Origin of the sequence: Phytomonospora sp. NPDC050363 (genome assembly GCF_040655735.1) — a bacterium.
Taxonomy (GTDB): Bacteria; Actinomycetota; Actinomycetes; order Mycobacteriales; family Micromonosporaceae; genus Phytomonospora.
Map to the genome: position 1 here is coordinate 122353 of NZ_JBFAKK010000014.1, position 17576 is coordinate 139928.

At 70.8% G+C, this 17576-nt stretch carries 19 protein-coding genes and 1 tRNA gene; 14 read left to right on the plus strand and 6 right to left on the minus strand.

The window, feature by feature from the left end; all coding sequences use genetic code 11:
- Window positions 1-27: 27 nt before the first annotated feature.
- The 7 genes from AB0I28_RS31470 (at window position 28) to AB0I28_RS31500 (ending at window position 7147) form a co-directional block, all read left to right on the plus strand.
- Window positions 28-213, plus strand: a complete 186-nt coding sequence (locus AB0I28_RS31470; RefSeq protein WP_357499324.1) for a hypothetical protein — start codon at window positions 28-30, stop codon at window positions 211-213.
- Window positions 214-298: 85 nt separating this feature from the next.
- On the plus strand, window positions 299-2497 hold the full coding sequence (locus tag AB0I28_RS31475) for a cell division protein FtsK (protein WP_357499325.1): 2199 nt from the start codon (window positions 299-301) through the stop codon (window positions 2495-2497).
- A gap of 388 nt (window positions 2498-2885) precedes the next feature.
- Complete coding sequence (locus AB0I28_RS31480; protein WP_357499326.1) at window positions 2886-3251, plus strand: RRQRL motif-containing zinc-binding protein; 366 nt, start codon at window positions 2886-2888, stop codon at window positions 3249-3251.
- Entirely contained in the window at window positions 3248-4162 is a 915-nt protein-coding gene (locus AB0I28_RS31485) for a bifunctional DNA primase/polymerase (protein ID WP_357499327.1), read from the plus strand. The genes AB0I28_RS31480 and AB0I28_RS31485 overlap by 4 nt, the downstream gene beginning before the upstream one ends.
- The gene (locus tag AB0I28_RS31490) at window positions 4159-5373 is read left to right on the plus strand and encodes an AAA family ATPase (RefSeq protein WP_357499328.1); all 1215 of its coding nucleotides are present in this window, start codon (window positions 4159-4161) and stop codon (window positions 5371-5373) included. The genes AB0I28_RS31485 and AB0I28_RS31490 overlap by 4 nt, the downstream gene beginning before the upstream one ends.
- A 206-nt stretch (window positions 5374-5579) precedes the next feature.
- Window positions 5580-5783 (plus strand): helix-turn-helix domain-containing protein, encoded by a 204-nt coding sequence (locus AB0I28_RS31495; protein WP_357499329.1) that lies wholly within the window; start codon window positions 5580-5582, stop codon window positions 5781-5783.
- Window positions 5780-7147 carry a tyrosine-type recombinase/integrase gene (locus tag AB0I28_RS31500; RefSeq protein WP_357499330.1) on the plus strand — a complete coding sequence of 456 codons (1368 nt, stop codon included), beginning with the start codon at window positions 5780-5782 and terminating at the stop codon, window positions 7145-7147. Before AB0I28_RS31495 ends, AB0I28_RS31500 begins: the two co-directional genes overlap by 4 nt.
- Window positions 7148-7224: 77 nt before the next feature.
- Here AB0I28_RS31500 and AB0I28_RS31505 read toward each other — a convergent pair.
- Window positions 7225-7301, minus strand: a tRNA-Met gene (locus AB0I28_RS31505).
- Between the two features lie 124 nt (window positions 7302-7425).
- Between AB0I28_RS31505 and AB0I28_RS31510 the strand changes: the two genes are divergently transcribed.
- Window positions 7426-8124, plus strand: coding sequence for a hypothetical protein (locus AB0I28_RS31510; protein ID WP_357499331.1), 699 nt, complete (start codon window positions 7426-7428; stop codon window positions 8122-8124).
- On the opposite strand, the gene AB0I28_RS31515 is transcribed toward AB0I28_RS31510, so the two are convergent.
- From AB0I28_RS31515 to rph, 3 genes are all read right to left on the minus strand, one after another.
- Window positions 8121-9008, minus strand: a complete 888-nt coding sequence (locus tag AB0I28_RS31515) for a hypothetical protein (RefSeq protein ID WP_357499421.1) — start codon at window positions 9006-9008, stop codon at window positions 8121-8123. The two genes, AB0I28_RS31510 and AB0I28_RS31515, sit on opposite strands and share 4 nt — an antisense overlap.
- A 122-nt stretch (window positions 9009-9130) precedes the next feature.
- Window positions 9131-9724, minus strand: coding sequence for an RdgB/HAM1 family non-canonical purine NTP pyrophosphatase (rdgB, locus tag AB0I28_RS31520; RefSeq protein ID WP_357499332.1), 594 nt, complete (start codon window positions 9722-9724; stop codon window positions 9131-9133).
- Window positions 9721-10449: a ribonuclease PH gene (rph, locus tag AB0I28_RS31525; RefSeq protein WP_357499333.1), complete on the minus strand. Its 729-nt coding sequence runs from the start codon at window positions 10447-10449 to the stop codon at window positions 9721-9723. Before rph ends, rdgB begins: the two co-directional genes overlap by 4 nt.
- 133 nt (window positions 10450-10582) lie before the next feature.
- Between rph and AB0I28_RS31530 the strand changes: the two genes are divergently transcribed.
- Window positions 10583-11188 carry a TetR/AcrR family transcriptional regulator gene (locus AB0I28_RS31530; RefSeq protein ID WP_357499334.1) on the plus strand — a complete coding sequence of 202 codons (606 nt, stop codon included), beginning with the start codon at window positions 10583-10585 and terminating at the stop codon, window positions 11186-11188.
- Window positions 11185-12003, plus strand: a complete 819-nt coding sequence (locus AB0I28_RS31535) for an alpha/beta hydrolase (RefSeq protein ID WP_357499335.1) — start codon at window positions 11185-11187, stop codon at window positions 12001-12003. The genes AB0I28_RS31530 and AB0I28_RS31535 overlap by 4 nt, the downstream gene beginning before the upstream one ends.
- On the opposite strand, the gene AB0I28_RS31540 is transcribed toward AB0I28_RS31535, so the two are convergent.
- The gene (locus tag AB0I28_RS31540; RefSeq protein ID WP_357499336.1) at window positions 12000-12836 is read right to left on the minus strand and encodes a PhzF family phenazine biosynthesis isomerase; all 837 of its coding nucleotides are present in this window, start codon (window positions 12834-12836) and stop codon (window positions 12000-12002) included. The genes AB0I28_RS31535 and AB0I28_RS31540 overlap by 4 nt on opposite strands.
- A gap of 89 nt (window positions 12837-12925) precedes the next feature.
- On the opposite strand from AB0I28_RS31540, the gene sigJ reads away from it, so the two are divergent.
- From sigJ to AB0I28_RS31555, 3 genes are all read left to right on the plus strand, one after another.
- Window positions 12926-13864: an RNA polymerase sigma factor SigJ gene (gene sigJ / locus AB0I28_RS31545; protein WP_357499337.1), complete on the plus strand. Its 939-nt coding sequence runs from the start codon at window positions 12926-12928 to the stop codon at window positions 13862-13864.
- 93 nt (window positions 13865-13957) lie between these two features.
- Window positions 13958-15451, plus strand: coding sequence for an FAD-dependent monooxygenase (locus AB0I28_RS31550; protein WP_357499338.1), 1494 nt, complete (start codon window positions 13958-13960; stop codon window positions 15449-15451).
- On the plus strand, window positions 15448-16068 hold the full coding sequence (locus tag AB0I28_RS31555) for a TetR/AcrR family transcriptional regulator (RefSeq protein WP_357499339.1): 621 nt from the start codon (window positions 15448-15450) through the stop codon (window positions 16066-16068). The genes AB0I28_RS31550 and AB0I28_RS31555 overlap by 4 nt, the downstream gene beginning before the upstream one ends.
- 51 nt (window positions 16069-16119) lie before the next feature.
- On the opposite strand, the gene AB0I28_RS31560 is transcribed toward AB0I28_RS31555, so the two are convergent.
- Window positions 16120-16479: a nuclear transport factor 2 family protein gene (locus AB0I28_RS31560; RefSeq protein WP_357499340.1), complete on the minus strand. Its 360-nt coding sequence runs from the start codon at window positions 16477-16479 to the stop codon at window positions 16120-16122.
- 69 nt (window positions 16480-16548) lie between these two features.
- On the opposite strand from AB0I28_RS31560, the gene AB0I28_RS31565 reads away from it, so the two are divergent.
- A complete protein-coding gene (locus AB0I28_RS31565; protein ID WP_357499341.1) occupies window positions 16549-17517 on the plus strand; it encodes an RNA polymerase subunit sigma-70 in 969 nt (322 codons plus the stop codon).
- The last annotated feature ends 59 nt before the right edge of the window (window positions 17518-17576 follow it).

Here is a 17576-nt window from a genome sequence, read left to right on the forward strand (position 1 = left end):
CTCGACCGTCCGGAAAGGACACCTGTCATGGCTCGCAAGTCCAAGGCCACCAACGTTGTCAGCGGCAACGCCCGCGTCGGTATCCAGGTCGGCGGCGACGTCCACGGAGACATCACCGTCCACCACGCCCGCCGCAACGACATCCCCGACATCCCCGACCCCGACATGGACGGCCTGTCGGTGTGGGAGGCCCTGCGCAAGCACGCCCGCTAACCGCCCTGTTCACGCCGGGCGCGGCCACACCGGCTACCAACCACGAGCCGCGCCCGGCACCCCTGCAAGAGAGGGTGCACACATCATGACCAGCACGAACGATCAGCCGACCGGCGGGACCCCCGCTGAAGGGTTCGACTGGGACGCTGCCGCGAAGGACCTCGCGGTCAATGTGCCGGCCGACGCGGTCGCCCTGGCCGCCGAGAGCGACCAGGCGCCGACGGAGATCCTGGAAGGCGAGGTGATCCCCGCGCAGCGCGTGGACTCCTCGGAGGCTCAGCGCGCCGAGAAATGGTCGTGGGAGTCGTTCGCCGCCGCCGAGCGCCGTGACGTCCTGCCCGGGTTCGTCAAGTCGTGGGAGGAGTTCCGCGACCGCCTTAACTGGGCGATCGCCTACGCCGCTCATACGGCCGCCTACCACGCGGTTCGGGTTCCGAAGTACGCCGCGAAGCTCGCACTGCGCGCCCCTTGCGGCCTGGCGCGGGTCATCGCCGGTGGCTTCCGGTGGGTGTTCGACATGGAAGGCGAGAACGTCCGCGCGGCGACGGTGCGCGCCGCCGACGCCGAGACCTATCTGAAGCTGTCCAAGCAGCGTGACAAGCGCGTCCGCTGGCGCGGCGGCATCGCCCTGGCGGTCGGTGCGGTGACCGCCGCCGGTGCCCTGGTCGTCGCCTACGGGCCGTTTGTTTCCAGCGCGGGTAAGTGGGGCCTGGTCGCGGTTGTCGTGGCCGCGTTGGGTCTGGCCGGGCGCCCTGCTGACGCGCCCCTGTTGGACACCGCCGTCGTTCGTCCGCAGGTCGCCAAGCTCACCTCGGATGTGGTGACGCGTGCCCTGTCGGTGCTGGGTATCGGCGGCATCAACCAGGCGATCGGCAAGTCGGGGGCGAAGGCGATCGGGTTTCCCGCGCCGATCACCCGGGATGGCCCGGGATGGCGCGCCGATGTAGATCTCCCGTTCGGTGTGACCGCCGCCGAGGTCATGGACCGGCGAGACAAGCTCGCCTCCGGTCTCGGCCGGCCGCTGGGCTGCGTGTGGCCCGAAGGCCGCCCGGACCTGTCCCCGGGGCGTCTCCAGATCTGGGTGGCTGATCAAGCCATGGCCGCCGACAAGCCCACCAAGTGGCCGCTGGCCAAGTCGGGCACCGTGGACCTGTTCAAGCCCTTTCGGTTCGGCACCGACCCGCGTGGCCGCGCGAACCCGATGTCGCTGGTCTTCACCAACGTCCTGATCGGCAGCATCCCCGGGATGGGCAAGACGTTCACCGTCAAGGTCCCGCTCGCGGCGGCGACGCTCGACCCGCGCGCCGAGCTGTGGACCTTCGAACTCAAGGGAACCGGCGACCTCGCGCCGTGGGAGGCCGTGTCGACCCGCTACGCGTCGGGGTTCGATGACCCTGAGATCGAGCAGGCCCTACAGGGCTTGCGGGACCTGCGCACGGAGCTGGCGCGCCGCGCAAAGGTCATCAAGGGCCTGCCGCGTCACGTGTGCCCGGAAAACAAGGTCACCCCGGAACTGGCCTCCCGCAAGGATCTGCGGCTTCACCCGCTGGTCGTCACGATTGACGAGGCGCAGGAGCTATTCAGCCACTCCACCTACGGGGACGAGGCCGGGGAGCTGGCCGAGAAGTGCATCAAGCTCGGCCGCGCCCTGGGCGTGATCCTCATCCTGGCCACCCAGCGCCCCGACAAGGACAGCCTGCCGACGGGTGTGAGCGCCAACGTTGGTACCCGCATCTGCCTGCGCGTGATGGGGCAGCTCGAAAACGACATGATCCTGGGGACGTCGGCCTACAAGCAGGGCATCCGGGCGACCATGTTCACCAAGAAAGACCTGGGTGTGGCCTACATGGTCGGTGTCGCCGATGAGGCGATCGTCGGTCGCGGCGACTACATCGACGGCCCGGCCGGCGAGGCGATCTGCGCCCGTGGCCGTGCCATGCGCGAGGCCGCCGGCACTCTGACCGGGCACGCCGCCGGACAGGTCACCGAGACGCCGATCACGAGGAACACGCTGCTGCCTGACCTGCTGGAGATCTGGCCCGGCACCGACAAGCGCGCGTGGAACGAGACGCTGTGCGAGCGCCTGGCCGAGCTGCACCCCGACGCCTATGACGGGTGGGAGGCCGCCGACTTGACCGCCGCGCTCAAGCGCGTGGCGCCGACGGTGACCGTCGCCGACGTCGGCCGCCGCGTCGACGGCAAGCCCGTCACCCGGCGCGGCCTGACCCGTTCCGAAGTCCACGCAGCTTATACGGAGAGTAGTCAGAAGCGGGGTGGCGCCTAGCGCGTCTGAGGGTGCTAGCGCTAGCGGCCACCCCTGCTAGCGCTAGCACCCCCGCTAGCAACCCAAACAAATCATGACCTGCGCGCTAGTAGATAGCAGGTCACGGCTTCGCACACCCAAAAACAGCCCTGGGAGGCATCGTGGACCCCCAAGCCAAACTCACTAGCTGGACTTGCCTCACCCTCATTGTCGTCACTCTCAGTTACATCGGTGCGTGCGCGTTCTGGCCCTTCGGCGCCTGCCGCCGCTGCTCCGGCGCGGGCAAGCGCCGCTCCCCATCGGGGAAGTTCTTCCGCGACTGCCCACGCTGCAACGGAACCGGTCGCCGGGTGCGCATCGGTCGCCGCGTGTGGACGTACCTGCGCCGCGAATACCGGGACGGCCAGTCATGAGCGCCGCGACGTTCTACGACCCCGACGGCGACGTCTACGGCCTGCCGACCTACCCCTACCGGATGGCGCCAGCCGGACTGGCGACCCGCCGCCAACTCGCGCGGCGTGGCCTCACCCCGGGGCGTCAGCCGATCGCCGCACAGATCCTCTGGCGCCACGGTCGCCGCCGCGCCGACCTCTACCGCGTCGACCTGGCCGCCACGAAGCGACCGGCGACCGCCCGCCAGCGCGCCGCCCTGGCCCGCGCGGAGACCGCGCTGCGCACCTGCGCCACCTGCGGCCAGGTCCGCGCCTACCGCATCCCGCCGAGCTTGGGGGAGTGCATCACCTGCTCACCACTGACGAAGGAGACGAGCCGATGACCGCCACCATCACCCGCCCGCCGCTGCTCACGGCCGCCCTGGCCGCCGCTGATCGTGGCTGGTCGGTCTTCCCGCTGGTCCCCGGTGCCAAGCGCCCGGCCGTCCGGTCGTGGGAGCAGCGCGCGACGACCAACGTCGACCGGATCACGCGATGCTGGTCGACCGGCGCTTATGGCGTCGGCATCGCTTGCGGCCCTTCGGGTCTGGTCGTGGTCGACCTTGACCAGCCCAAGCCGGGTTTCGAGTGGCCTGCGGCGTGGTTGCTGGCCGGTGTGGTTGACGGCGCCGACGTGTTCACGACCGTGTGCGAACGCGCCGGGCAGGCGGTACCGCTGGATACCTACACGACCGGCACCGCCTCCGGCGGTACTCACCTCTACTACCAGGCGCCTGACGGCGCGGACCTGCGCAACACCAGCGGCGACAAGGGGCAAGGGCTCGGGCCGCTGGTCGACACCCGCGCGAACGGCGGCTACGTCGTCGCCGCCGGAACGACCCTTGCCGACAGCAGCACCTACACGACCGTCTACGACCGGGATCCGGCGCCGCTTCCCGGATGGCTGGTCACGGCGATGACGCCTGCGCCGTTGCCGCCGCCCCCGCCGCCGGTGCGTATCGAGGGGGACCGGGTTGCCCGGTTCCTTGCCACGGCCGTGCAAGGCAGCGTCGACCACATCGCGGCGGCCGGGGAAGCCGGGGACGGCCGTAAGCACGCGGTGTTCTACGCCGCGATCACCTTGGGGCGGCTGGTCGCGGGCGGTTCGCTGGCTGAAACAGATGCGCATGACGCGCTGTGGAGCGCCGGTCTTGCCGCAGGCGTCAAGGCCTGCGATGTGCGTTCGTCGATCCGTTCGGGGTTCCGCTACGGCGCGCAGCGCCCGCGCACGATCACGACGGGAGTGCCGGCATGAGCGCCCACGACTGGAGCGACATCGAGCGCGGCGACCAGGGCGAGGCGGTTCGTCGTCTGCGCGCCGTCCCGACCGACCAGGAGTGCACCGACACCACACCGGTGAGGCGGGTGGCGTGGACCCTTGATGAGCTGATGGTCACGGAGTTCGCGCCGCCGAAGTGGGCCGTTGACGGGCTGATCTGTGAGGGCGTGACCCTGTTCACCGGGCCGCCGAAGGTCGGCAAGTCGTGGGCGTCGCTGGACATGGCGATCTGTGTTGCGGCCGGCCGTCGCGTGTTCGGGCGACTGAACGCTCAAGCCGGGCCGGTGCTGTACCTGGCGCTGGAAGACACCGCCCGCCGTCTCAAGAGCCGTGCCCGCAAGCTGCTCGGTGTCGAGTCCGCCCCGGCTGGGTTGACGCTGGTAACGCAGTGCGCGCCGCTGGGACAGGGCGGTGATGAGGCGATCGTGCGTTGGATCGAGGACAACCCGAGCGCGCGCATGGTCATCATCGACGTGTTCGCCAAGATGCGCCCGAACGCCGTCCCGGGGTCGTCGGCCTACGACGCCGATTACGCCGCGATCAACCGCGTCAAGCGGATCGCCGACCGCTACGCCATCGCGATCGTGCTCATTCACCACGTGCGCAAAGCCGCGTCGGAGGACTTCCTACAGCAGGTCTCCGGCACCAACGGCCTGGCCGGGTCGGCTGACGCGACGATCGTTCTCACCCGCGCACGCGGGCAGGCTGACGGGGTCTTGCACGTGACCGGTCGCGACGTCGACGAAGCCGAGCACGCCATGTCCTTCGACTCCGAGACCGGGCACTGGACACTCCTGGACGGCCCGGTCGCCGAGCACACCACGACCGACACCCGCGCGGCGATCCTGCGGCACCTGCGCGCGAACGGCGCCACCGGCCCGAAAGCGATCGCCGACGCGACCGGCGTCGACTACTCCAACATCAAGAAGACCTGCCGCCGCATGGTCGACGACGGCGTGTTGAGCGTCGACGCGCGCACCCGCTACAACCTGCCGACCGCACCCGGGCAGGGGGACACCACGAGGGGGACACCCCCCGTGTCCCCCGTGTCCCCCATGTCCCCCTCAGGTTCGCTACCTGCGGAAACGCAAGGGGACAAGATCACGGGCGTGTCCCCCTACGGACAGTCATCGAACGCGGACACATCCGGTCGCGGCGGGTGGCTGATCGGCGGTGACGCACGATGAAACCCGCTGATTTCAGCTCATACCCTTACTCAAATACCCAGGTGAGCACGAAAGGCGCTCTACGGGCCTCTCAGGGCGTTTCCTGTGGCCCGCTCAGTGTGCCGCCACCGCGCGCAGGCGCCGACCCTCGTCGACACGGCCCCCCACCTGTTTCAGCCAGCACTGACCAGCACACGCCCACCGCCGGTACCCGGGGAGGAACCGCCATGACCATCGCCGTAGACCTCAATGCTCTGCCGCCGCTCCTGCCCGTCCCGAAAGCGGCCGAGCTGCTCGGCTTGAGCCGGGCGTCGGCCTACCGCTACGCGGAAGCTGGTGAACTTCCCGTACAGCGCTTCGGTGGGCGGGTGTATGTGATCACCGCACAGATCCGCTACCTGTTCGATCCCACCGGAAAGGCCTCGCAGTGACCAAGCCGAAGGGCAAGCCCACGGGCGTGTTCGTGTACGCCCGTGGGCAGAAGTGGGCCTACTCCGTCGACCTGGCGCCGGACCCCCTGACCGGCAAGCGCCCGCAGGAACGCAAGAGCGGATTCGCGACCGAAGATGAAGCGTGGACGGCTGCGCTCAAGGCGAAGGCCGCCGTCGACGCCGGCCGCCGTGTCTCACCGTCCAAGATCACCGTTCAGCAGTTCTATGCCGAGTGGCTGGAAGCCGTGCGTGAGGCGATCAAGCCGTCGACGTACACGAACTACTCCGACTACCTGAAGGCGTACGTCTTCCCCGTGCTCGGTGAGCGTCGCTTGCAGGACATCGACGTTCCGACGCTCAACGCCTTCTACCGGCACCTGCTGGCCAGCGGCCGGAAGAAGACCGACACCAACAGCCTGATGTACGACTACTGGAAGACACGTCGTGTCGCAGGCGTCGACCCGAAGCCGAAGGAGATCGCCGAGCACTGCAAGGTCTCGATCTACGCCGCTCGACATGCCGTCCTGCGATACCGGCGGGGAAGACTGCCGCTGACCAAGTCGCCTGGTCTCGCACCGAAGACGGTCAAGAACGTCCACCGGATGTTTCATCGCGCCCTAGCTGACGCCGTCGCGTGGGACTACGTAGAGCGCAACGCCGCCGCGTCGGCGAGCCTCCCGCGAGAGAAGCGCAAGGGGAGGGGACAGCGACGCAAGGGCGCCACATGGACTCAAGAGCAGCTGCTCGCGTGGCTGCGCGTCGCAGTTACCGACCGGGACGCGGGGATGTGGGTGCTGGCCGCGACGACGGGTGCGCGCCGGTCCGAACTGGCAGGGGCTGAAACAGCGTTGCTTGACCTCGATGCCGGGACGCATGAGTTCGGAGACACCCGCGTCGTGGTCGACGGCAAGACGATCGACGAAGACGGCAAGAGCGAGGCCGGACGGCGGACGGTATCGCTCGATGCCTTCACCGTCGCCTACCTCCGCAAGCACGTGGCCATGCTGGCCAAAGAGAAGCGCGCGCACGGTTCGGGGTACCACCCGGCGGGCAAGCTCATGTGCCATGACGACGGCCGCCCCATCCACGCCGACACCGTGACCCGCCGGTTCAACCGACTCGTAGACCGCGCCGGCGTACCTCTAATCCGGCTGCACGACGTACGCCACACCTACGCCACCCTCGCACTGGACGAAGGTGTCGACCCGAAGATCCTCGCCGACCGAATCGGCCACGCCAACATGGCCTACACCCTCCAGATCTACACGCACCGCTCAACCGGTCGTGACAAGGACGCCGCCGCGAAAGTCGCCGGAGCGATCTTCGGCGACGGGTGGGAAACGCCCAAGGACGCCCCCGCCTAGGCTCGCCTGGTTACCGATCTGGTTACACGAGGGCATAGAAAAGACCCCCGGATCATCAGATCCGGGGGTCTTTCACTTGGTAGCGGGGACAGGATTTGAACCTGTGACCTCTGGGTTATGAGCCCAGCGAGCTACCGAACTGCTCCACCCCGCGCCGTTTTGCTACCTTCTCGCTTGGTGCTTGCAAACCATACCCCGGGCGCCGTTGATCGACAAATCGGGGGTCCGGCTGGGCGGTTTGGCCTGTTCTCTACCCCTTCGACCGCCATGATCGAGCCATGAGCGAACAGCGAAACGGGCCGGTGTCACCGGCAGACGTCACGCCGAAGAAGCGTTGGTACTGGATCGCGGCCGTCCTCGCCGTCCTCGGCGTCGTGCTGGGCTGCGGGGCGATCCTGCTCACGGGCAAGATCTTCTCCGGGGCCCTCCCCGACAGCGGGAAGACCTTCCCCTCCGGTGAGCTCTCCTCGGTCCAGTTCACCAGCACCAACGAGCAGGTCATCTACGTCCAGCTGCCCTTCGACGTCAACTCCAACACCTCGATCCCGCCCAACAACACCGTGTGCACCGGCGGCCCGGCGGTGACCTTGGAGAAGGTCACCGAGGAGATCATGCTCCCCGACCAGGGCGCCAACCGCATGTGGCGCGCCGTCTACACGGCCACGGCCTCGTCGACCGGCGACCACGCGCTGATGTGCGAGCAGAGCGACGGGGAGATCGCGACCTACGGCCTCGGCGAGATGCCCTGGGGCGGGGCGATGCTGGCCGGCGTCGGCTTCTTCATCCTCGCCATCGGCCTGCCGTGCCTGTGCATCCTCATCGCGCTGGTGATCGTCGTCGTGGTGATCGTCAAGCGCCGCTCGAACCGCAAGCGCCTGGAGGCCAACTCGACCGGCTCGACGGCCATCGACGACTATCTGCGCGACAACCCTCGCGACGACCCTCGCAACAACCCGCCGCCCCCGCCGGCGATCTAGACACTGTCCCGGGCCGGGGGACCCACCCGGCCCGGCGCGGCCGTCCCCGCGGGCTCCAGCGCTCGCGGGGACGTCTCCCGCGGCTGCTGCTCCTGCGGCTCGGCGTAGCGCGTCAGCGCCAGCACGGACCCGAGGGTGACGAGGAATCCGACGCCGGCGAGCCATTCGCGTCCCGCGGCGATCTGGTCGCCCAGCAGGAGCAGGCCGACGGCGGCGGCCGGCGCGGCGAACGCGGCGTCCATCGATGCCACGGCGGCGGTGGTGCTGCCGCGCTGCATCGCCAGGGCGAGCAGCAGCTGGCCGGTCAGCGAGTAGATGATCATCAGGTAGAGCAGCGGGTCGGTCACGAACGCCTGCACGTCGAGGATGTTCGACAGGGGCCGCGACGCCACGGCCGCGGCGCCGAAGGCCAGCCCGGCCAGTCCGCCGAGGGCCACCGACCCGGTGACGCCCTTCAGCCGCGCGGTGAAGACTCCCGCCACGGCGAGCCCGACGAGGATCACGACGAGCGCGATCACCGCCGCCGGCGTCAGCTGGTCCGAGGGCGAGGGCTCGGCCGAGATCACCAGGGCGACGATCCCGAAGGACAGCAGCACCAGCAGCGAGATCTCCGACTTCGGCAGCCGCCACTTCAAGAACACCACGCCGAGCACGGCCGTGATCCCGATCCCGGCCGCGACGCTGGCCTGCACCAGGAACAGCGGCAGGTCCCGGCGGGCCATGAAGGCCAGCACGAAGCCGAGGATCTGGCAGCCGATGCCGGCCAGGTACACCCGGTGCACCGCCAGCTCCAGAAGCAGCCGGGGGTGGAAGGACTTGTGCTCACTGACCTTGTGCGCGGCGATGGCCTGGAGGAAGTTCGCCAGCCCGTAGGTGACGATCATGGCCACCAGATACACCCATCCCGCCGACATCACCAAGCGAGAATAGTCCGCGTTGGCATCCCGCCGCCGTCCAGTCGGCGAGCATCACCCCCGGTGTGCGGGCGGCGACATTCGCGCATCGGTCAGGAGGGGACGATACGGGCGGCCAGGTCGCGGAAAGCGCGGCCGCGGTGGCTGAGCGCGTCCTTCTCCTGTGGAGTCAGCTCGGCGGTGGTCCGCTCGTGTCCTTCGGGGACGAACACCGGGTCGTACCCGAAGCCGCCGGTTCCGCGCCGCTCGCGCAGGACCGTGCCGCGCAGCTCGCCCATCGCGACGATCTCGGACCCGTCGGGGTGCGCGAAGGCCGCCGCGCACACGAAGGCCCCGCCGCGGTGCTCGTCGGGGACATCGGCGATCTGGGCGAGCATCAGGTCGAGGTTGGCGGCGTCGTCACCGTGTTTGCCCGACCAGCGCGCCGAGAACACTCCCGGCATGCCGTTGAGCGCGTCGACGGTCAGCCCGGAGTCGTCGGCCATCGTCGGCAGCCCGCTGTTGCGGACCCCGTCGCGGGCCTTGAGCAGGGCGTTCCCCGCGAAGCTGAGCTCGGTCTCGGGCGTGTCCGGGAAGGCCGGCACGTCGTCGAGGCCGACCAGTTCGACCGTCGGCGCGGTCGCGGCGAGGATCCGGCGCAGTTCGGTGAGCTTCTTGGCGTTGCGACTGGCGAGGAGCACCTTCACGACAGCAGCGCCTTCACCTGCATGCCCGTGAGGTCCTTGCAGCCCTTGGCGGCCAGGTCGAGCATGGCGTCGAGCGCGGCGCGGTCGAAGACGTTGTCCTCGCCGGTGCCCTGGACCTCGACGAACTCGCCGTCGCCGGTGCAGACGACGTTCATGTCGACCTCGGCGGTCACGTCCTCCTTGTAGCAGAGGTCGAGTCGCGCCTGTCCGGCGATGATGCCGACGCTGACGGCGGCGACGGAGCGCTTGAGGACGTTCTCGGGCCGGCGGACCTTCTTCTGGGTGCCGATCCAGGTGATCGCGTCCTGGAGGGCGACGTAGGCGCCGGTGATGGCCGCGGTGCGCGTGCCGCCGTCGGCCTGCAGGACGTCGCAGTCGAGGGTGATGGTGTGGTCGCCGAGGGCCTTGAGGTCGACGCACGCGCGCAGGCTGCGGCCGATGAGACGGCTGATCTCGTGCGTGCGGCCGCCGATCTTGCCCTTGATGCTCTCGCGGTCGCCGCGGGTGTGCGTGGCGCGGGGGAGCATCGAGTACTCGGCGGTGACCCAGCCGCCCTGGCCGGAGCCGCGGCGCCAGCGCGGAACGCCGTCGCTCACGCTCGCCGTGCAGAGCACTCGGGTCTGTCCGAACTCGACGAGCACGGATCCTTCGGGGTGCTCCGTCCAGTTGCGACGGAAAGTCACATCACGCAGAGCGTCGGGGGCGCGTCCATCGGGTCTACTCACGTCGCCAGAGTAGCTGTACGTGCCCACGGCGATATCGCCTGGTTCGCGCCTGGCGTCACCTACAAGTGCGCTCTCCGCATAATTGCGCGTGCCGAATATTTGCCTGTCGCGCAAGTCCTGTTAGGCTCGATCCATGGCAGGCCTCCGAGAACGCAAGAAGCAGGCAACCCGCCAGGCCCTCGGCATCGCCGCGATGCGCCTGGCCGTCGAACGCGGCCTGGAGAACGTCCTCGTCGACGACATCGCCGAAGCCGCCGGCGTCTCACCGCGCACCTTCAACAACTACTTCTCCAGCAAGTACGAGGCCATCTGCGCCCTCGCCGTCGACCGCGCCCTGCGCACCGGCGACGCCCTGCGCGCACGACCGCCCGCCGAACCCCTCTGGACCGCCCTGCACGCCGCCCTCCTCGCCGAGTACCGCGACGACGGAGGCGCCCCCGACCCCTCCTGGACCAACGGCGTCCGCCTCGTCACCGGCCAGCCCGCCCTGGAGGGCGAGTACCGCAAGGCGCAGGCCCTCATGCGCGACGCGCTGGCCGAGGCGATCGCCGAACGCCTCGGCACCCGCCCCGACGACATGTACCCGCTCATCGTCGCCGGCGCCGCCACCACCGCCACCGAGATCGCCACCGACCGCTGGCTCGCCGCCGACCCGCCGACCTCCATCCAGGAACACGTCGACCGCGCCCTCCTCGAACTCGCCCTCATCTGGACCCGGCCCCTTCAGGAGACACCGTGAGCACCCTCGAAGTACCCGGCGCCGACCTCCACTTCGAGGCCACCGGCAGCGGCCCGGTCCTCCTGCTCATCCCCGGCGGCAACGGCGACGCCGCCCCCTATGCCCCGCTCGCGGCGGCCTTCGCCGACCGCCACACCGTCGTCGCCTACGACCGGCGCGGCTACTCGCGCAGCCGGCTCCACGAACCTGTCGACCCCGCCACGCGCCTCGACGCCGACGTCGCCGACGTTCTCGCGCTCATCGACGCCCACGGCGACGAACCGGCCCACGTCTTCGGCAGCAGCTCCGGCGCCGTCGTCGGCCTCCACCTGCTCGCCCGCCACCCCTCCCGCGTGCGGGTCCTCGTCGCCCACGAACCGCCTCTCGTCGGCCTCCTCCCCGACGCGGAGGAACTGTTCGCGTTCCTCGACGGCGTCCGCGAGCTCTACCGCACCGAAGGTGTCGAGAAGGCCATGCGCGTGTTCAACGAGCGCATCGGGATTCCCGGCGAGGAGCGCCCGCGGCTCGATCAGCTGCCCGCGCAACTGCGGGAGATGCTCGAACGCGTCGAGGCCAACCTTCCCTTCTTCCTGGAACACGAGCTCACCGTCTACCCGCGGCTGACGCCCGAGGAGGAGCCGCTGGCGGCGGTCGCCGACAAGCTGGTCCTCGCCGGCGGCGAGGACTCCCGCGACCACTTCCCCTACCGGCCGAACATCGTCCTCGGCGCCCGGCTCGGGCTGGCGGTCAACGACCTGCCCGGCGACCACATCGGCTACATCTCCAGGCGGGAGACCTTCCCCGCGGCGCTCGCCGCGCTCTTCGCCGGGAACTAGGGCGGATCGAGGGTCCGCGCGATCCTCGCGGCACCGCCCAGCCGGACTCCACGCGGTGTCACGGCGGCGGTGATCGTCGCCGGGCTGCCGAGCGAGTCGCCCATGTCGACACCGATCGCCGCGACGCCGCTTCCGGCGAGGTGGGCGGCCAGGCACGCGGTGCTGTTGGCGTTGGCGATGTCCTCGGGAACGCCGATCGAGGGCGCGAACATGCGCGCCGCGAGGCGGCCCGTGCCGTCCGGCGGGGTGTGGACGTAGCAGCCGAGCAGACCGAAGCGGTCGCAGGCGACCCGGAGCAGCCCGAAGTCGGGTGCCAGCGCGGCGAGCGCGTGGCGGTCGGCGACGGGGACGAGCAGGCGCTCCCGGCCGATCGAGGCGACGCCGATCCCTTCGGTGAGGACACCGTCGGCCGCGCCCAGGGCGGCCGTGACGGCTTCGCGTTCGCCGGCGGCCGGCTCGCGCAGGCCGATGCGGCCGGCGTCGAAGGAGGCCTCGGCGTGGTCGCCGTTCCACGTGGCGAGGCCCCCGAACTCGCGCCCGGCCGCCGCCAGCGTGCCCTGGAAGCCCGCGCAGCCTTCGTTGTCGGCGAGCCAGGCCAGCGCGGCGACGGTCCCGTGCCCGCAGGCGGGCAACTCCCCGGCGGCGGTGAAGAAGCGCAGCGAGACCCGGTCGCCCTCGGCGGCGACGAAGACGGCGTGCGAGGTCCCCGCCAGCACCGGGACGCGGCGGCGCCGCTCGTCGGTCATCGGCGTCTCGCGCAGCACGGCGGTCGGGCTGCCGCCGCTCCCGTCGCGCGTGCAGGCATTGACGATCGTGACGGTGACGGAGGTCATGCGAGCAGACTAAATCCCTTCCGGGTGTCACAGGGAGACCGGCCGCCTTGTCGAGTAGGGGTACCGCCGACCGCGCGAAGGAGCCGACCATGTCCGCCGCAAGCCACGACCGGACCGCCCGCGAAGAACTCCTCGACGAGTTGCGGCCGGTCTCCTTCGCGATCGCCTACCGCATGCTCGGCAGCGTCTCCGAGGCCGAGGACGTCGTTCAGGAGTCGCTGCTGCGCGTCCACCGGGCACTGGAGGCGGGCGAGCGGATCGACTCACCGCCGGCCTTCGTGACGACCGTGACCACCCGCCTGGCCATCAACGAGCTGCGCTCCGCCCGCGCCCGTCGCGAGCGCTACGTCGGCGAGTGGCTCCCCGAGCCGCTCATCACCGAAGGCCGCGACGACCCCGCCCGCCACGCCGAGACGGCCGACTCGCTGTCGCTGGCCATGCTCGTGCTTCTGGAGAGCCTCTCGCCCGAGCAGCGCGCGGTGCTGCTCCTCCACGACGTCTTCGGGTACCGCTACCCCGAGATCACCGAGATCGTCGGCAAGAGCGAGGACAACGTCCGCCAGCTTGCCGCCCGCGCCCGCCGCCACGTCGAGAACCGCCGGCCGCGCTTCGAGACCACCCGTGAACAGCGCGACGAGCTCGCCCGCCGCTTCTTCGCCGCCGCCGAGCAGGGCGACCTCGCCGGGCTGGAGGCGCTGCTGGCCCACGACGTCGAGATGAGCGGCGACGGCGGCGGCAAGGTCGCGACGATCGCGGGCGTGCTGCGCGGCCGCGCGCGGGTCGCGCAGGTGCTCATCGACGGCTTCGGCTGGGGTGTGGGGCATCCGGGCGTGTCGATCGGGCACGTCGAGATCAACGGCGGTCCCGGCGCGGTGTTCCGCGACGGCGCCGGGCGGCTGCTCGCGGTGTGGGCGGTCGAGATCGCCGACGGGCGCATCACCGGCGTGCGGGCGATCGTCAACCCCGACAAGCTCGACCACCTCGGGCCCGTCGGGGACTTCGGTGGGATGCGGCGGCAAGGGTCTTAGGGCGTTCTGGGCGAACGCGGCCCGGGTGGCCGTGGCACCGCCTCCGTGTTATTAATATACGTGAACGATGGCGTTTACTAATTCGGAGGACGCATGGACACCGAAGTGGTCGTGGTGGGCGCGGGCCCCTCCGGGCTGGTGCTGGGATGCGCGCTCGCCGCGCACGGAGTCGCCGTGCGGGTCGTGGACCGGGCCGAGGCGCCCGCGCCGACATCGCGCGCCAACATTCTCCACGCCCGGGGCGTCGAGGTGCTGACCCGCCTCGGCGCGCTCGGCGACCTGCACGAGCGTGCGCTGAGCCCGGTCGGCATGACGATGTACGCCCGGGGCCGCGAGCTCGCCACCATGCGCTTCGTGCCCGACTCACGCGAGCCGGTGCAGGCGCTGTTCATCTCGCAGGCCGAGATCGAGGCGCAGCTGCGGCTGCGGTTCGAGGCCCTCGGCGGGTCCGTCGAGCGCGGTCGCGAGGTGGTCGGAGCCGTCCAGGACGCCGACGGCGTCACGGTCGAGTTCGCCGACGGCGGCTCGCTGCGCACGGCGTGGCTCGTCGGATGCGACGGATCACGAAGCGCCGTGCGGGAACTGGCCGGCATCGGATTTCCCGGCGTGCCGGTGGCCGAACGCTTCCTGCTGGCCGACGTGCACGCCGCATGGGACCGGAGGCGGACGGGCTCGGCCGGGTGGTTCCACCCGGACGGGATGCTGTTGGCCATGCCGATGCGCGGCACCGACGGCCGCGGGGACCTGTGGCGACTGATGGCCGACGTCCCCGACACCGGGGAGCACCTGAGCGCCGGGCAGATCGTCGGACGCCTGCGCGATCTGCTGCGCGAACGCGCCGGCGTCACCGACATCGAGATCGGCGAGACCGTGTGGACCTCGGTGTTCCGGATCCAGCGCCGGCTCGCCGAGAGCTACCGGAACGCGCGCGTCCTGCTGGCCGGGGACGCCGCGCACATCCACAGCCCGATCGGCGGCCAGGGCATGAACACCGGCATGGGCGACGCCGAGAACCTCGCCTGGAAGCTCGCCATGGTCGCCGGCGGCCGCGCCGACGAGGCACTGCTCGACACCTACACGCCCGAGCGGCGCCCCCTGGCCGAAGAGGTCCTGCGCACCACCACCGCCAACACGCGGCTCCTGGCCGGCGCGACGCCGCTGACCCGCCTCGTACGCGACCGGCTGCTGCTGCCGGTGCTCAACCTGGCCTCGGTGCAGCGGCAGGCGACCAGGCGAGCCTCGCAGCTGTGGGTCACCTACCGCGGCGGCCCGCTGGGCGGACGGGGACCGGGTCCCCGCCCCGGCGACCGGATCCCCGACCGGGCCTGTTTCGATGTCGACGGTGCACCGACCAGCCTGTACAGCTCGCTGGGGCCGGCCTGGGCGCTGCTCGCCGACGGGGAACGTCCCGAGCTGGCCGAGGCGGCCCGACACGGCCTGGGCGACGTCGCGGTCCTGCGGAGTCCGGACGCGACCGGCTCCCCGATGCTGGTGCGGCCCGACGGCCACCTCGCCTGGCGCGGCGAGGATCCGGCCGGTCTGCGAACCTGGCTGACCGGCACACTGCGGACCAGGGAAACGGTATGAGCAGCAAACGCGAACAGCCTTCGGGCCCGGGGAGGCCCCGCGATCCGGCCGCCGACACCGCGATCCTGCGGGCCGCGCTGGAAGTCCTCATCGAACAAGGCGTCGCGGGCGCGAGCATCGACCGGATAGCCAAGCGCGCCGACGTCGCCAAGGTCACCGTCTACCGGCGCTGGTCGTCCAAGGAGGACCTGCTCGCCGACGCGATCGAGGCGGCGCGCGAGAAGATCCCGGCGGCCGACGAGACCGACAGGCCCGCCGAGGACCTGCCGGGCATCATCGACCGGCTGCTTCCGCAGTGGAGCGAGGCGCTGACCCACCCGCGACTGCGCGTCCTGTCCGCCCGCCTGCTCGGCGCCGGGCCCGACCATCCGCGACTCCTGGCGGCCTACCGCGAACACCACCTCAAGCCACGTCGCGAGCGCGCCCTCGCGACCCTGCGCCGCGCTCGCGACGCGGGCGTCCTGCCGCCCGAGGCCGACCTCGACATGCTGATCGACATGATGAACGGCGCGATCACGCAGTTCCTGCTGCTCAGCCAGGACGCCCCCACGCCCGCCGAGGCCCGCGAGTACCTGGAACGCCTCTTTCGCCAGATCGGTTTCCGGCAGGCGCCCTAGGGGCCGGCCCGGCTGTGCCCGCCCGGCCGTCGCGACCGGGCGGGCGCGCCTTCACGCGGACCGCGCCTGCTCGAAGGGCACGCGGTCGAAGACGATCCGCATCCACGTGATCTTCCCGTCGGTGACGGTCACGCACTCGGCTCCCGGCGCGTCCTTCACCGGGACGGTGTCGGTGTCGTACATGACGACCGCCGTGGTGTCGTCGCCGAAGGCGGCGAGGAGCTCGACGCGCGTGGCGATCTGCGCGAAGGGCCCCATGAACTGGCGGAAGGCCGCGGCTCCGTCGAGGCGCCCGGATGGTGCGAGGCACACGATGTCGTCGCAGACGTGGGTCATGGCCAGCTCGAAGTCGCCGCCGGTCCAGGCGTGGTGGTAGGCCAGCGCGGTGCGCAGGGCCGGACTGTCGGTCATGGTCTTTCCTCTCTCTCAACGGTATGGACACCACCGGCGGGGTCATCGGAACGGTGCGAGACTGGCGGGGTGAGCCGAACCGTCCTCGACCTCGCGCGCGCCGGTGACCAGCGGGCCTTCGCCGACCTCGTCGAACCGCACCGGCGGGAACTGCGGGCGCACTGCTACCGCATGCTCGGGTCGCTCACCGACGCCGAGGACCTGCTCCAGGAGACCCTGACGGCGGCGTGGCGTGGGATCGCCGGGTTCGAGGGACGCTCGTCGCTGCGGACGTGGCTGTACCGGATCGCCACCAACCGCTGCCTCAACGCCATCCGCGACGGCAAGCGGCGGGTCCCGCCTCCCGAGCCCGTGCCGCCCTTCGCGCCGCCCGAACCCTCGGCGAAGGGCGACGTGACCTGGTTCCAGCCCTTCCCCGACGCGCTGCTCGACGGCACGCCCGGCCCCGCCGCACGCTACGAGCTGCGCGAGTCGGTCGAACTCGCCTTCGTCGCCGCCGTCCAGCGGCTGCCCCCGCGACAGGCGGCGGTGCTGCTCCTGTGCGACGTGCTGGGCTATTCGACCGCCGAGGCCGCCGACATGATCTCGGTCGGTGCCACCTCGGCGAAGGGCCTCCTCCAGCGCGCGCGGGCCTCCGCCGGCCCTCGCCGAGAGACCGGCCCGACACCGGGTTCCGACGCCGAACGGGACCTCGCCCGCCGCTTCGCCGAGGCATACGGCTCCGGGGACGTCGACGGGGTCGTGGCGCTGCTGTCGGACGACGCCTGGCTGGCGATGCCGCCGGCGCCGCACGAGTACCACGGGCATGAGGCGATCGCCGGGTTCCTGCGGGCGAGCTGGTCCGCGCACGCCACGGTGGAGCTGGTGCCGACGCGGGCGAACGGCGCACCGGCGTTCGCGTGTTTCCACGTGAGGGAGGGGGAGGCGAAAGTGCCGGCGGGAGTGGTGGTGCTGACGCTGGCGGGGGAGCGCGTCGGAGGGGTGACGCGGTTCCTGGTGGGGCTGGGCTTAGGGGGCATCCCGTTGCCCGCCGTATGACGCGGCTCACGGCCGGGCCCGGACGATCGGCGGTCACATTCGCACCGCTCGATTCGTCA